12 protein-coding genes, 1 tRNA gene and 1 pseudogene are annotated in these 14,528 nt (G+C 59.4%); 7 read left to right on the forward strand and 7 right to left on the reverse strand.

Annotation, left to right across the window (positions count from 1 at the left end):
* Positions 1-78: 78 nt before the first annotated feature.
* Together DC522_RS18210 and DC522_RS18215 are read right to left on the reverse strand one after the other, a co-directional pair.
* Positions 79-1,176, reverse strand: a pseudogene (locus DC522_RS18210) (carboxypeptidase M32); the annotation flags it as partial.
* Between the two features lie 123 nt (positions 1,177-1,299).
* Positions 1,300-1,797, reverse strand: coding sequence for a cupin domain-containing protein (locus DC522_RS18215; protein ID WP_116530099.1), 498 nt, complete (start codon positions 1,795-1,797; stop codon positions 1,300-1,302).
* 535 nt (positions 1,798-2,332) lie between these two features.
* Here DC522_RS18215 and DC522_RS18220 point away from each other — a divergent pair.
* The 4 genes from DC522_RS18220 to DC522_RS18240 all read left to right on the forward strand — a co-directional run bounded on the left by DC522_RS18220 (position 2,333) and on the right by DC522_RS18240 (position 5,709).
* Positions 2,333-2,815, forward strand: a complete 483-nt coding sequence (locus DC522_RS18220; protein ID WP_116530100.1) for a sigma factor-like helix-turn-helix DNA-binding protein — start codon at positions 2,333-2,335, stop codon at positions 2,813-2,815.
* A gap of 1,006 nt (positions 2,816-3,821) precedes the next feature.
* Positions 3,822-4,976, forward strand: a complete 1,155-nt coding sequence (repC, locus tag DC522_RS18230) for a plasmid replication protein RepC (RefSeq protein ID WP_116530102.1) — start codon at positions 3,822-3,824, stop codon at positions 4,974-4,976.
* An 86-nt stretch (positions 4,977-5,062) separates the two neighbouring features.
* Complete coding sequence (locus DC522_RS18235) at positions 5,063-5,287, forward strand: hypothetical protein (RefSeq protein WP_116530103.1); 225 nt, start codon at positions 5,063-5,065, stop codon at positions 5,285-5,287.
* Positions 5,288-5,457: 170 nt separating this feature from the next.
* Complete coding sequence (locus DC522_RS18240) at positions 5,458-5,709, forward strand: WGR domain-containing protein (protein WP_116530104.1); 252 nt, start codon at positions 5,458-5,460, stop codon at positions 5,707-5,709.
* 114 nt (positions 5,710-5,823) lie between these two features.
* Here DC522_RS18240 and DC522_RS18245 read toward each other — a convergent pair whose 3' ends face one another.
* From DC522_RS18245 to DC522_RS18255, 3 genes are all read right to left on the reverse strand, one after another.
* A complete protein-coding gene (locus DC522_RS18245; RefSeq protein ID WP_116530105.1) occupies positions 5,824-6,021 on the reverse strand; it encodes a general stress protein in 198 nt (65 codons plus the stop codon).
* Positions 6,022-6,321: 300 nt separating this feature from the next.
* Positions 6,322-6,510, reverse strand: coding sequence for a hypothetical protein (locus DC522_RS18250; RefSeq protein WP_116530106.1), 189 nt, complete (start codon positions 6,508-6,510; stop codon positions 6,322-6,324).
* A gap of 21 nt (positions 6,511-6,531) precedes the next feature.
* Entirely contained in the window at positions 6,532-7,422 is an 891-nt protein-coding gene (locus DC522_RS18255; protein WP_133239300.1) for a hypothetical protein, read from the reverse strand.
* Positions 7,423-8,363: 941 nt separating this feature from the next.
* On the opposite strand from DC522_RS18255, the gene DC522_RS18260 reads away from it, so the two are divergent.
* Positions 8,364-9,329 carry an IS5 family transposase gene (locus DC522_RS18260; protein WP_116530152.1) on the forward strand — a complete coding sequence of 322 codons (966 nt, stop codon included), beginning with the start codon at positions 8,364-8,366 and terminating at the stop codon, positions 9,327-9,329.
* Positions 9,330-9,983: 654 nt separating this feature from the next.
* Here the strand turns inward: DC522_RS18260 and DC522_RS18265 are convergent.
* Complete coding sequence (locus tag DC522_RS18265; RefSeq protein ID WP_116530108.1) at positions 9,984-12,140, reverse strand: hybrid sensor histidine kinase/response regulator; 2,157 nt, start codon at positions 12,138-12,140, stop codon at positions 9,984-9,986.
* Positions 12,141-12,546: 406 nt separating this feature from the next.
* The gene (locus DC522_RS18270) at positions 12,547-12,963 is read right to left on the reverse strand and encodes a CHRD domain-containing protein (protein WP_116530109.1); all 417 of its coding nucleotides are present in this window, start codon (positions 12,961-12,963) and stop codon (positions 12,547-12,549) included.
* 428 nt (positions 12,964-13,391) lie between these two features.
* On the opposite strand from DC522_RS18270, the gene DC522_RS34930 reads away from it, so the two are divergent.
* Positions 13,392-13,467: transfer RNA gene (locus DC522_RS34930), tRNA-Thr, on the forward strand.
* A gap of 433 nt (positions 13,468-13,900) precedes the next feature.
* Positions 13,901-14,236 (forward strand): hypothetical protein, encoded by a 336-nt coding sequence (locus DC522_RS18275; protein ID WP_116530110.1) that lies wholly within the window; start codon positions 13,901-13,903, stop codon positions 14,234-14,236.
* Positions 14,237-14,528: the final 292 nt, after the last annotated feature.

The raw sequence follows: 14,528 nt of genomic DNA on the forward strand, positions 1-14,528 counted from the left end.
CTTGAACACGCTACCCTCCTTCGCTGAGCTCAAGGAGGATTAGCTGAAACTCTGAAACAAATTGTTGCGACAGATCCTCTCGAGCTTGTACCGGACCAGGATGTGAGCTGGATAGGTGATCTCGTCCGCCTCCACCCGGATGAAGCCCGGCTCCACCTGGGTCAGGATCCGGTGGAGATTCTCCGGGCTCCAGGCCGGCCCCTCTCCCTGGAAAGCCTCCCGTACGAGGGGAGCGAGATAGGTGACGAACTCCCGGCTCTGGCAGGCCTGCATCTCGATGAGCAGCGATTGGCTTTCATGCAGGCTCATGCTGCGCGCCAGCCCGACCGGCTGACGGCGCCACGCCTCCGGGCGGCCCTGCTCGTAGAGCGCGTGACCGGTCTCATGCAGCACTCCCATGAGCGCGCTCATGAAGTTTGCCTCGCTGTAGCGGGTGGTGATCCGGACGTCGCCCGTGGATCCGCCGCAGAACGGATGCAAGCTCACATCAAACCGCCCCCGGTTGAAATCGAACCCGACCGCCTTCATCAACTGCTCGCCGATGCGCCGCTGATCATCGACAGGGAAGGGGCCGTCGAGAGGCAGGATGGCAGGACGGCCCTTCTGGCGCTCCTGCGCCTCGTGGATCAGGGCCGGCAGTTCGGCGCCGAGTTCGGCAAAGAGAGGGTCGATGGTGGTCTGGCGCAGACCGGGGTCGTAGCTGTCGAGGAGAGCGTCGTAAGGGGACAGCCCCAACGCCTCGCCCTTGGCCTGGCCGATCTGCCGCTGAAGCGTGAGGACCTGTGTCAGGTGCGGGAGGAGCAGGGCGAAATCGCCGTTCTGCCGGGCTTCGCGCCACACCAGCTCCGCCCGGGAGACGGCTCTGGAACTAGCCTCGACGAGGTCCGCCGGAACCGCGGCGGCATGGACATAGATCCGGCGCATCTCACGCAGGTTGGCGCGCTGCCACTCGTCGAGATGGCCGCTGTCCTGATCCGCTTGGTCCAGGAGGTCGCCCGTGTCACGTGCGGTAAGCAGCTCATGGGCAATGCCCTTGAGGGTTGCGAGCTGGTCGGAGCGACTGTCGGCGGCACCCTCCGGCATCAGGGTTTCGGCATCCCATTGCAGAATGCCGATCGCGTCCTCGATCGAGCTGATGCGGGCAAATCGTGCTTCCAGCGTCTTGTAGGCTTGCATGTGGGCGTGAATTCCGTCCTCGGGTTGATCTTGCGGGCTACCGGGCCGGCAGCGTGAACCCACAGCCGGTCCGATAGGGCATCGCACTGCTGTTGAGCCTGTCTCTGGGGCGCTGTCCTGCCTCTATTCGGGCTGCTTGTGGATCGGGTCGACCCAGTAAACCTCCTCCGGCTGTTCGACCGGATCCACGTCGGTGATGTTCACCACGACGGCTTCATTGTCGCTGCGCACCAGGACGCATTCGAGGGGCTCGTCGGGACTGGGGTTGATCTCCTGATGGGGCACGAAGGGCGGCACATAGATGAAGTCCCCGGGTCCAGCCTCTGCGACGAACTCCAGCCGCTCGCCCCAGCGCATGCGGGCCTTGCCTCGCACGACATAGATGACGCTCTCCAGCTCACCATGGTGGTGTACCCCGGTCTTGGCGTTCGGCTGGATCGAAACCGTGCCCGCCCAGATCTTCTGCGCGCCCACCCGCGCATGATTGATCGCGGCCTGGCGAAACATGCCCGGGGTCTGGGCCGTGTTCGGATCGAGACGGTCGCCCTTGATCACCTGGACGCCATGGTGCTTCCAGTGCTCGTGCTGATCGTGGGCGTTGTCCTGGTTGTGGTCTGTCATGGTGCTCTCCGCCACGGTTTTGATGTGTGTCCTTACTGAAGATCATGAGCAAGGAGACTAGGGGTGAAGAAGGTGGGCGCAAGCCTTCAGTGTGCCGCTGTACTGCTCGCCAGTCACATGCTCGATCTGGCGACGTGGGATCCGTCTCGCCATAGACTTCTTGTCAAAATTCTTATTCAACGAAATTCGCGCTCTGTAGGCCTATAATTATTCACCCTGCGGGAGGACATCGCACGGCATCTCAGGGTTTGGCTGATCAGTCATTGCCTGCAGCTCGACGCTGCAACGATCTCGGCGAGCCATCCCGAGACGAAACCCAAGCGTGATCGGTGCAGGCTGGAACAAATCAACAACGAAGATGATAGGCCCGGCTTGCACCAGCGGATTTCGTGACCCTATTCTGTCCTTTATTCCTCTGACACTGGAAGTCAGAGGCGGGTGCGCTCAGGCTGGAGGTCGTCGGTTATTGGTGCCGTCTTCACCGCCACCTGTGCCGACTACTCGGTGCTGATCTGGTTTTCGAGGAGAATGCCCATTGACCACTCTCAAGGAGTTTGAGGCCGCCCTGCGGGAGCAGGGCATGATCATGGCTCTTGCGATCTTGGAGAAACTCAAAGAACGCGACCAGGCTACCCGCACGATCAGGGCGGGGCGGCGGATCGCCGGCAAGAAGATGACCCCTGAGCTGGCGCGACAGATCATCGAACTCAACCAGACGACTGAGATGACTCAGCAGGAGATTGCGTTTCAGCTCGGGGTCAATCAGGGGCGGGTCAATGAGGTGCTCAAACACGGCAAGTGGCTGACCGAGGATCCGAAGTCTGAGGAAGCCGTGGCGCGGGACCAAGCCAAGGCTCGGATGAAGAAGGCGAAGGCGGAGAGTGTTGCAGTACGCCAACGGAAGACCATCGCTGTGCCGGAGGAGACGCCTGGCCGCCCCAAGCCAAAGTCCCGGAACTCGGGACAGCTTTCAATTGACGATTATCTGAACGCGACTGCGCCCTCAGACCGGCAATAAAAGCATCGCAATGACCTATCCTGGCTCGGGTGCTTGAGCGAGTACGCCGCTTGGGGACTGTTGCGGGAAGCAAGGAAGGCAAAGGGGCAAATCAGAGCTGCGTTAAGGGCCTCGATACCGATCATAAGATCCCGCTAGCCTCCTTGAGCTTACAGGGGAGCATCATCCCAATTCTTTGGGTGTGCGCCAGACTGACCTGCCTATATCCGGCCCGGCAGGAATGCGATGCGGCATGAATAGGAGACGGCTCTCCCCGGCGAAGACAGATTGCCAGTTGGCTGCGGAAATCGCGCCAGAGTCGATCCCAAATATTGAAGGCGGGCATTCCTCTCCACTGTAGATTTCACCGCCCCACGAAGAGGCTGGTAGAGTCAAACGCTTAAACGCGAGTCGGAGAACCGGCTTTAGAACTGCAAGTGCAGAATCGAGTGCGTAACTTTGAGCGATGCGGAACCTGATTTTTACCTGCGAATTGATTCGGCCGTTCCGTCTAACTGATTCAGCCCAAAGAAGTTTTCCAATGGAGAATCCAGTTAGTGTGAATGGATTCTTGCGCTCCGACTCCACAGCCAACTCAGAATCGGGCATTTCTCGAAATGCTACGAGTGTGACAGGTGAGCGCCATGCCAGCTGTGAAGGGAACCGATGCCGTACAACGTCTCCGAAAAGCCCGCCGTGAGCGGGGCGATCGGGAAATGAACGTATGGGTTTCCCAGATGATCGGGGCCGCGATCGATGAAGCTGTCGAGAGTGGTCGCTTCCGGTCTCGACAGGAGGCGATCAACCACGCCCTCGCAGCCACCTTTGTTCGGAAGGAGCCAAACACGGTGACGTAACCAGGCAAAGCAAAAGGCCCCGAAGCTGGTAACTTCGAGGCCTTTGGAGTCCACCGAGGGGTGGGCATCTGGAATGTCTTGCAGCTTCCTTATGCCATCCCGAAAAGCTGTGTGTCAAGAGCATCGGTTTCGGTGAACGTTCCTGCTTTGCCCTCAATATGGAGGGTACGATGCAACTTGCATCGTCTGGAGGCCGGCGGCTGAGACATGCCGCTTTGGCCGCAAGGAAGCTTGCGCTCGACACCGGGCGCACAGTGACACGAAAAGAACTCTCAGCCGCCGCCCGGGAGGCCGGCAAGGCGCTCGACCTCAGACCAGCCCAGCGGGCGGTCCTCTCGGAGCTGGTGGCCTGCTGGGGCGAGCAGGAATGGGAGCGGCTGCTGGTGTGGCCGTCCAACGACTACCTGATGAGCCGCACCGGCCTGACCGAGCGGGCGATCCGGCGCATCCTGCGCCAGCTGATCGACCTGCAGCTGCTTGCCCCCAAGGACTCGCCCAACGGCAAGCGCTATGCGGTCAAGGACCTCGCCGGGCAGGTGGTGGATGCCTTCGGGTTTGATCTGACCCCGATCTACGCCCGCCGGGGCGACTGGGCCGTGATGCTCATGGAGCAGAAGCAGCTGCGCGAGGTACAGAAGCGGGCCTTTGATGAGGTCACCATCTGCCGGCGGGCCGCGGAAGAAGCTCTGGCGGCCCTGGCGGAGCATTTCCCCAAGGCCGATCGCAGTGAGTTCGAAGGTGAGCTGAAGGCCTTGCAGGCTCGTACGCCCGCCCGGTCCCATGTCACCCTGCCGGCCGACCTCCTGGACGCCTGGCAGCTGTTGAGAACCCGGGTTGAGGAAGCCTTCTATGAAGCGGGCAATGCCGGACTCGGAGTCCGTCACACTAATAACAACAACGGATCTCCTAGTGAGCCTTGTAACAAGGGCTTTCCGAGGAAAGCTGAGGCGGTTCGTTCAACCGAACAAACCTCGGAGCACCTATCACCGGAATTGATCCTTGAGGCTTGCCCCACCATTGGCGATTACGGTCAACCGGTGCGGGACCTAGCTGACATCGTCTCAGCCGGCCGGTACCTGCGGGCCGCGCTCGGGGCTCATGAAAGCGCCTGGGCCGAGGCGGTGGAAGACATCGGCACCGTCAGGGCGGCCATCGCCGTGATCTACGTCCTGCAACTCTACGAGGACGACGCAGCCAAGAACGGCGGCGAGAGCCGGATCAAGAACCCGGGTGGTTACTTCCGCGCCCTCACGCGCATGGTCAAAGCCGGCAAGATCGACCTCGCCGTCGAACTCCTCGCCATGAGGAGGCGAAGAATGTCGTAGGGGAGGAACCTTGCGCGTCGAGATGACGACTGGCAAGCGTGCCGGGTGTCACAGAGGGCGGGAATGGAGAACGAGGAGTGAAAAGTATGGTGTTGATTTCAACCGTCGTGGGCGGGATCTTCCTCTACGTGATCTTCGAGCGGTATCTGAAGAAGGCTCTGCATCGGACGCATGACCAGCGCAAAGCCATCGAGATTGGCACGCTGGCAATCGCGATCGCTGCCGTGGTGCTGGCGGCGATCGACGCTCTTGAGGAGCGTGTCATGGCACTTGAGAAGGCTTCGCAGAGTCTCCCTCAGGGAAGACAATAGCTGACGCTGTGAGAGTAGGGGGAGAAGCAGGTCTCGACGAGCGGTTAGGGCTTGTGAGTTGCTAAACCGACATGTCGAAGGCGGAGTGCATCACTGTTGTGAATCGTTGAGGCTTGATGGATTCAAGACTTTGATTGGACCTCAGCACATGGCTTGATCAACATGAAGGCATGTCCCAAGACACGATCCAGTACCTGGTCCTCGACAGGCTCGATGCGAGTTGCAACATGGCTCGCTACTATGTGCTGTCGATCGAACCCAGCCTGTTCGGTGACGCCACTTTGATCCGCGAGTGGGGCCGCATCGGCCAGCCGGGGCAGAGGAGGATCGAGCTCTACGAAAACCAATCACGTGCTGTGAAAGCCCTCGAAACCTGGCTCCGGCGCAAGCGTCGACGCGGATATCTGCTCAGAGGCGTGTAGGAACATGAGCAAAGGTGAACCCGGATTGTTCTCAGGCAGGATCCTGTTCTTCGACGGTTTCAGCTTCTTTGATGCTGCCTATCAGGAGATTGCCCACTAGCTTGGCCTAAGGTCCTACTTTTGACGATCCTTCCTGCGGCCCGGGGAGTTCTGGCCTCCCTTACGGCCGGCTTCGGAGGCAAATGCAGTGTTCTGAGCGAAATACCGCTTTTCAGCCGGCACGCTCTTGCCGCCTTTGCTTGCAATCTCGCGACGCCGTTCCTCACTCATTGAAGCAAAGCCGCGTTTTGGCGAACTCTCATCAGGGCCCATAACCGTTCTCCGAAAACCTGATCCTAGGCCGAGAACAGCTGGCTCAGGTAGAAGTTCGGGCGCTGCACAAACTAATCTGGATGCGCCACAATCGGCCGCCGCTCGGCTAAGATCGCGCTATTCGTGCTGTGGGGCGTTTGGTTCATCAAACAGGATCCTGATAAGGCGCCACAGTTCGCGGTGCCCGGCGGTCTGCCCGCCCTGGAGCATATACTCAGATATCTCGACTGCTGCCGAGCCAGGCAGGCGGCGGGAGTGCGACCCCGGTCGGGCCACGAGGCCTGGCAGATGGCGAGGGGCTCACGCGAACCCATCGCCCTCAAACCCACGCACCAGGCGCAGCACCCCTTCACGGTCGCCAGCCTTCAGCGCCTCCAGTAGCGTCCGGCCTGCTAGGATCGTGTCAGGGGCGAGGAGGAAGTCCAGGGCCACCCCGGCAAACTCGGCGGTGAAACCGGCCTCGGCCACCTCGTGCAATGCGCCGCGCATCAGCCCGTCACCTCGCCGTCTTTAGGGGCAGCCAGAGGTCGAGAAAGCGTCGGCCTCGTCAATCACCCGCTCGATGCGTTCCTGGAGGTAGTCATCGACCTCGTCATAAACCGTCTGCAGACGTTCGATGAAGCGGTCGACGGCACGATGCTTGTTCTGCACTGTCTCCAGGACCTGACGCATGACAGGCCAGAGCGGGCGAGACTGCAAGATCGCAGGCCGCTGTGCTTCCACATGAGGGGTGTCAAACCGCCACTGGTCCTGTTCATCGGCAGGGGGGTGGATGGCTTTCAAGTTCGGATCTGACAGAACCTCGACCGCCGCCTTGAAGACATCTTTCTGCGCTTGGGCCAGCATTTTGGACTTGCGCTCCAGGTCCGCGGCAAGCTCTTCCACCCGCCTTTCCCGTTCGGTCAGTGCAGCTTCGCGAAGCTCGAGTTCTTCCTGCCTTTTCCGAAGGTCTTCCTCGGCCTTCAGATGGTCCTGCTCACGCTTGTACTCCGCCACGCTCAGGTGCTCCCGTTTGGTTTTCGTCTTCGGCTCGCCTCGCTGCAGCTCCGGATCCAGGTGTTCCTGCGCCCATGCGTGCCACGAGGTCTGGAGCGCCTCATAGGAGCACTCAGCCGTAACATCCGATTGAAGTTTGCTCAGGGCCTTGTTGACGCTGACGACCCGTTTGGTGGCACCGGACTTGTGCTTCTGCTCCGCGACCGGAGCGCAGAAGACGTCGACCACACCGCCACCAGCTTCATCGAGATCAAGGCGTGCACCAAAGACCGCGTCCTCGCCAGCCCAGGATTGCACCCATGTAACCGCCTTGTCGAGGAGCTGCTGATTGCGGGGGTTTTGGGGATCATGCAGCTCACCGGCAGCCATGATCCACGACGGCGAAACGCCAATGAGGAGTTGCATGCCAATTGCGGCTCCCTGCCGCTCTGAAAAACGGAGGCGTCTCTTCGAGGAGAGATAGAGGGCACGATAATCTTTTGGATCTCCTCCGACAGGCAGCTGAGGCGGGGACCAGACCAGAGCAGTTCCGGGCACCACACCCGGTCGGACTTCGCTCGTTGTGTCTGTGCGGTGTGCGTGACGCCGCTGCTTTGTGAGATATTGCGTGTTTTTGATCTTCAGGGATCGAACGTGAGCCTTTGCCATTTTTGCCATGAGAGATCCTCCTCATGGCAGAGGCTATGGATAACGATGCAAGCAACAACGATGAACGCGTCAATCTCTAACCCACTAGAGGTTGGCGCAACGGATTGAGGCGTGCTCCTTCTGAAATCTGCCTCGAAGACGCTGCAAATCAAATCGACCTGCTTCACATCCGGTGAGAGCCTCGCATTCGTAGTAGACAGAGTTTGGATACGCGTCCGGCGGACGCTTGGCTCACAAGACTGGATCCCTCAACATCTAGGCCGCGAAGCGCTCAATGAATGGCAACCTATGTCTTTCTAACGCGCGACATGGTCCGAGTGAATGAAGTATGTGTACAACCTTGTAGATCATTTTGATCTACTGGCGACCTGTCGGCAACCTACCCACGACCTGCCGACAGGTTAATTTGACCTGTCGGCAGGTCATCATGATCTACACAGGGTGGCACAAGCTCTCTTTTTGTCGCACTTAGGACGCAAAATTTGGTGACATGTGTCAGCGATGGAAATCGAAGGCTCTGATTTCCTCGCTTGGCCGCCTTGAGATTCACCTCAACTCTTGTTCCACTCAGATCCGGCTTTGTGCGCTCTCTCTCACATCTCCTCCAGCGACGCGCCGCCTTGTTGCACGAATAGGTGAGTTGGTAACCGAAACTGGCTGACATAGGAGGCCTGTGCCTTTCATGTCGGATGTCTCCCGTGCCGTTCAAAGCCAATGCCGCTCGCCGGCACCGTATTCCCAAGCAGCGGCATAGGGTGACGAACTGGGCCGAGTACGACGCCAGCCTGCGTCAGCGGGGCAGTCTCACGGTCTGGTTGACTGAAGAGGCGATTGCCGCCTGGCGGGCCGAGCCCCGCACCACTCGAGGCGGTCAGCCCCACTATTCTGCCCTCGCCATCGCAACGGCCTTGACGCTGCGGTCAGTGTTCCGGCTGGCGCTGCGCCAAACCGAAGGTCTGATCGGCTCGATCCTGAGGCTCCTGGGGCGGGATCTTGCCGTACCAGATCACTCGACCCTGAGCCGCCGCGCCGAAACGCTGGAGGTCCCACGGTTGCAGTCCCGCACCGGGCCCATTCACCTGCTGGTGGACAGCACAGGCTTGCGGCTGTGCGGGCCCGGCGAGTGGCTGATCGAAAAGCATGGCACCCAAAGGCGCCGCGCTTGGCGAAAGCTGCACATTGGCGTCGATGCCGAGACTGGAGAGATCCTTACCTCGGAGCTGACCAGGAGCGATGTTGATGATGGCTCGCAGGTCGAGCCCTTGCTCGACCAGATCACAGACCCACTTGCCTCCTTCATCGGTGACGGAGCCTATGATCAAGCCGACATCTATCGCACTGTCGCCGAGCGCCATCCTGATGCTGACGTGATCATCCCACCCCGATCAACGGCAGTGCTGAGCGAGATGGCAGAGAGCGCTCCGACCCAGCGTGATCGGCACCTCCAAAGCATGGCCGAGCATGGGCGCGTGGGCTGGCAGAAGAGGTCCGGGTACACGCGTCGGGCTCTGGTGGAGTCAGTTATCAGCCGCTTCAAACGAGTGATTGGAGATGCGCTGCGCTCGCGAACGGCCCGGCGTCGCACGACCGAGGTCGCCATCGCCGTTCATGCCTTGAACCGCATGCTTGAGCTTGGATGCCCGAAGTCCGTCCGCATCGCTTAAGCAGAGGCTTGGGGTGGGCTCAGTACGTCCACTAACCGATCCGTGCAACACAGCCGTCTGTATCCGGAAGGACACAGAGCCCTCCATAGTTCTTGCCCATCGCGGGCTGTCGTGTTCCGTCAGTCACGTGGTCGACGAGCCCATGTATGCGCGGTACGCACCACCTGGTGAGACGGATCTCAGTGGTGGCGATGAAGCGTCATTCTGTGAATGGAAAAAGCTGCCGTAGCGAGTGGCATTGTCGAGCAACCTGACGGGCCTACATCCACAATGTGCGTCATTCCCTTGGCACACGAGCGCCCTGGTTGAGGTCTGGATAGTGCCTCGGCCGGGGCGCTTCCTGTCAGGGCCCGGCCTGTCGAGCCGTGCGCCACGCTGCCGCGCCTCGTTTGAGCCGCTTGTCACCTCCGGCAAATCAGCTCAATCTCACCTCAGCTGCCTCTCAACGACAGCTGTCGACGAGCCCCGGGAGAGGCACGGATGGACTGCCTTCCCGGGCTCCTCGTCGGATCTCACCGCATGAACGCCTCACAAAACTCCTGCTACTCTCTCGTCCCTACTCCGGATTTGCGACGGAGCCATTCGAACCTTCCGCTTGCGGAGCAGTTCGAGCGGCTCGCCGCATGAAGCAGAGTGACGTTCGTTTCCATCTCTTCAACCCCGGTCCAGATTTGCGACAGAACCAGCCTTGAAGCCTTGCTGCTCAGTGTCGTGCTTTCTGGCTCCACCAGTTTCAGGATACGGTGCTGTGCACGGCTTTATTGCCTCTTTTCCCGAAAATGCCTCCAGCGCCCGACATAATGCGGCCCTTAGCTCATATGGCGAGAACGGCTTGAGCAGGAGCTCGCTGTCGATCCTTTCACCGCTCTCCAATCTCTCACTGTAACCGGTCATCAGAACGACGGCCAGCTTCGGTGCAGCAGCTTTCGCGGCCTTCACCAAGGCGATCCCATCCATTTCTCCGGGCATGACGATATCCGTCAGCAGAACGTCGAATGAGGCTTCGCGCAGAATTTCCATCGCTTCCGCAGCTGAGGGTGCCTGTCGGGTCATGCAGCCCTGTTCCTCAAGAGCTGCCGTAGTCAAAGCTGCTATCTCGGGATTGTCGTCCACGACGAGGACGCGCAGTCCTGCAGGCGTCTGTGGCAGGGTTTCATCCTTAGCGGCTGAGAGTTCCAGCGGGTCATGTGAGCGTGGGAAAAGAAGCGATATCGATGTGCCATGCCCAGGAGTGCTATCAAGGGCCAGCCTGCCTCCCAGCTGGAGCATAAAGCCGTGGACTTGCGCGAGGCCAAGCCCAGTTCCTTTGCCCACTTCCTTTGTGGTGAAGAAGGGTTCAAATACCCTCGCTGCCACATCCGGGCTCATGCCAGCGCCGGTGTCGCTGACGGTCAGGCAAACCTCGTCAGTGGAGGGAATGTTGTGACTCTGGATGCGCAGCACACCGCCATTGGGCATCGCGTCCCGAGCGTTCACCGCAAGATTGATGAGCGCGATTTGGAGCTGGTCGGTATCAACTTTCACTGGCCAAAGCTGAGGGGCGAGATCGAACTCCACGACAATGTTCTCGCGCAGCGAGTGGGTAAGCATTCCTCCCATCTCGATAATCAGGCGGTTTAGGTCTGAGACAGTAGGGGAGAGGGTCTGACGACGGCTGAAGGCGAGGAGCTGCTGGGTAAGCGCCTTGGCGCGCTCAGCCGCGAACAGGGCGTTATCGATGTAGCGCGCCCGCCGATCCTCCTTGGCCCGACGCAACATATCGAGACTGCCCATGACGATCATGAGCAGGTTGTTGAAGTCGTGAGCGATGCCTCCGGTGAGCCTGCCCAGCGCCTCGAGGCGTTGCGTGTGATAGAGGCGCGCTGCGGCCGCTGTTTCACGACCCACCACCCAGACGGCTCCAGCCACAGCGAGGGTCAACACAAGCGCCAAGCCGAGCAAAGAGGCAATGATGGGCAGTTGTAGGGGCGCAAGCCGGCGATCCAGGTAGGCTTGGTCGAAGGCTACTAACGAAAAAAATGGGTAGCGATCTGATGTTGTGAAGAAGCCAACGCGCGCAACTCGGTCGACAACGCTTTCGCCGTCGAACCGGCCGGTGCGATTCGCAACAATCTGATGGAACCGCGGCGAGGCCGAGATGTCCTGTCCGTGGCCAACTTCCGCAGCGCTGCGAACGCGCACAATTCCATCAAGGCCGGTTAGTGCGGTCATTCCCTGGTTGCTGATGTTAAGGCCACTGTAGAATGAAACAAAGTCTCTCAGGTCATAGGAGGCCACTAGAATTGCTCGGAGCTTGCCTTCGCTGTTGCGAACCGCCCGCGTGAATTGAATCGTCCAGAGATTCGAGAGCCGGCCGAAAATAGGAACGCTGATGTAGAGACCATCCACGCGGTTCTCCCGATGCACCCGAATGTGCATACGGTCGGAGACATCAACTCGCTCTGCATCAAGACCGACACTGCTCACAAACGTTCGTCCGTCGGGGCCGACTACCGCTAGCTGAACGATTGAACTTGGTAGGTTGAGGCTTTGGATCTGCTCAAAAAGCTCGCCTCGCGTCCACTCGGAGGAGAATCCCGCAGCGAAATTTGTCAGGAAGCCGTCAATTGCGTCCGCAGTGCGCTCGAAGTTAGCGATTAGTAGACGGGATACTCGTTCGGCGTTTGCCACCGCATCGTTGGCGGCCTGCCTCTCGAGTTGACGCAGAGTATTTGCTCCAACTAAGGTGATTCCGATACAAAGTATCACCCAGGCGCAAACAATCCAAAGAATGGCACGCCTTCCGCTCAGGATCTTTGCGAAGTTGCGCAACTTGAAGTGCCCCTGGGTCGTGCTTGCTAAACAGTATTCTTGGATGCCGGCAGGATAGGAGCGATCGCTATAGTGAACTCCGGCTCACATCCTGGAGCTTCTAGCTTTAGAGTTTAGACGTGAGTTGCCAAAAGATGATAGCAGAATCGAGGCGAGCGCAAGAAGGTTCTGTCGCAAACTCGCTTTGTACTTGCCAATACCAACCGCCCCCCGACCGGCTCCTGCAGAATCAAGGGGTTAATGCCCCTGCCATCGCCGCGACGTGGCGCGGAAAATCCCTATACTTCGAATTTGCGACAGAACCTCCGGATGTTCCGCTTTCAGAGCTTCGCCTTCGACTAGGTACGCGCTTCCGCTATTAGCTTCAGGGCTTGTGGGCTTCCGGCAAGCCCTGAAGCCGCTCGGCTTACTTCGTGACTTGGCCGCGCACTTCACCTTGCGGGTTCGCGGCGGTGTGAATGTTGAAATAGGTCTGCCCAGCCATGAGAGCCTTGGCCTGGTCATCGGTCAAAGTGGCCGAGCCCTCGAAGGCGCCGGTCTTCACGCCCGGTGCTGGCACCAACACGCCCGCATTCTTGCCAGGCTCGGCCGGACCATGGAAGTGCGCCGCTGTGGCATCACCGGTCAGGCCGGACACCGTCCCTTTCCAGGAGAGCCTCTTAGAGGCCGTATCATAGGTGGCGGTTAGACTGCCCTTGCCAGGGGTGTTCACCGCCGGTACCTCGCTGGCGCCGGTCAGGTCAGCCTTCATGTTGATTGTCTCAGCGAACGCAGGCGAGCCGATCAGAGCGGCGGCTACCGCAAACAGAGTGCATTTGTTCATCCAACATCCTCCACAATGCGACCTGCTCTCTGGTGAGCGAGCTTGGAGCACAGGCGTGCTCCAAGCCAAGAGACACTTTTGGACGAGTGTTTATTCCATAGCTCTGGCAAAATTCTTGATCGGCAGTCCAAGCCCTCGCGCAGGTGATATCTGCCCTAGAGGTGGAGCAGACGTTCTTCAGTCGCGAATCGCCACTTGGCCTGAGAGTTCCCACACGAGCAATTGAAGTCGTTTGGACGATCTTGCAGGCGCGGGATCTTTGAGCAGAAGGTGGTTCAAGCCCTGGGCAGAGTGTGGGAGCTAAAGACGCTCTGACTTTTCATCAGAGGGTCCTGGGTTCGAGTCCCAGCGCGCTCACCAACTTTGTCAAAGGGTTACCGGCATCTGCCCTTTGAATCGCTCTGCCCCGTGCGCACCACGTGCGCACCGGTGAAATGGCTCAACTATCAGAGCAGAGGAATCGTCATCCTTGTGTCGGGGGTTCAAATCCCTCCTCCGCTACCATAGGCCCAAGGCGTTTTAGGCACTTTCCCCGCGTTTCCGACCAGAGCCGGTACCAAGCTGGTACCAACTGGCTCGCCACGAACGGCCGAAAATTCCCCTGGCTGAACACCGCCCCGAAGGATTGGGCACTCAATTCCTGTTCGGGTGATTCTCAATTCTTTCGGCGAGCTTGGCTGGTAGCAAAGGATCAGCCCCGAAATCCATGATCAGCCTTTGCATCCAAGCTGCTGTACCTATTCCCTGTTCCTGACGTCGTTTCGCGGCGCCTAATCCTTCCGGCTGGTGCTTCGGCCGATCTCCAGCACCTCCCGATCCTACGATACGAAGGTTTGCCACGCGTTCGTGAGTATTGTGCCCTCCTTCCTTTGTGCTCACCTGGCATCTCTTCTGCGGGGCTTGAAACTGCTAAACACTGCCGATGTAGACCTCTGTCATGCGTGAGGGCATTCGGACCTTTGTTCCGCCGCATCCGGCTCCGGCCCCGGAGAGCCTTTCGCCGCGTCAGCTCGCTTCGCTGATGCGCACTAATAACCTGCGGGTCTGGTCGCAGTGGGCCTATGAGGAGGAGGTCGTCATCCGCCGCTTCTTCGGACGCTCCTCGCTCTTATTCAATGCCCCTGAAGCAATCCGCCATGTTCTGGTCGATCATCCGAAGGCCTATGGCCGAACCCGGGCTACCCTCCGGATCCTCAAACCGCTGCTCGGGGAGGACCTGTTCACCAGCGAGGGACCTGCAATGGATGCCGCAATCTCTGGCAAACCCTCTTGAGGGGTGGCTCGATCATACTTGTGGAGTCGACGATAGGAGATCCAGGGAGTCCGACACCACGTTCCAGGAGGTCAAAACCGGCCAGTTATAGGAGTTAGGTTTTTTCGACATACCAATATGTACGGGAAAATAAATTCGGGAAATTTCTCTCGCACGCGCGATAGTAGGGCCCAAAACGTAACTTAGCTAACTGAGCACCCCAGTCACGCCCTTTTGTGCATCACCCCCCTGGAGGGAAGCTAACAAAGCTAACTTCCGAGGGTGTTGTGGCTGCCCGCCGCCTGGGAAAACT

The sequence above is a fragment of the Microvirga sp. KLBC 81 genome, assembly GCF_003075415.1.
GTDB lineage: Bacteria > Pseudomonadota > Alphaproteobacteria > Rhizobiales > Beijerinckiaceae > Microvirga.

Coding starts and splice junctions, on each gene's coding strand:
- DC522_RS18215 (WP_116530099.1), bottom strand. CDS start 1,797: ATGACAGACCACAACCAGGACAACGCCCACGATCAGCACGAGCACTGG.
- repC (WP_116530102.1), top strand. CDS start 3,822: ATGCAACTTGCATCGTCTGGAGGCCGGCGGCTGAGACATGCCGCTTTG.
- DC522_RS18235 (WP_116530103.1), top strand. CDS start 5,063: ATGGTGTTGATTTCAACCGTCGTGGGCGGGATCTTCCTCTACGTGATC.
- DC522_RS18240 (WP_116530104.1), top strand. CDS start 5,458: ATGTCCCAAGACACGATCCAGTACCTGGTCCTCGACAGGCTCGATGCG.
- DC522_RS18245 (WP_116530105.1), bottom strand. CDS start 6,021: ATGGGCCCTGATGAGAGTTCGCCAAAACGCGGCTTTGCTTCAATGAGT.
- DC522_RS18250 (WP_116530106.1), bottom strand. CDS start 6,510: ATGCGCGGCGCATTGCACGAGGTGGCCGAGGCCGGTTTCACCGCCGAG.
- DC522_RS18255 (WP_133239300.1), bottom strand. CDS start 7,422: ATGCAACTCCTCATTGGCGTTTCGCCGTCGTGGATCATGGCTGCCGGT.
- DC522_RS18270 (WP_116530109.1), bottom strand. CDS start 12,963: ATGAACAAATGCACTCTGTTTGCGGTAGCCGCCGCTCTGATCGGCTCG.
- DC522_RS18275 (WP_116530110.1), top strand. CDS start 13,901: ATGCGTGAGGGCATTCGGACCTTTGTTCCGCCGCATCCGGCTCCGGCC.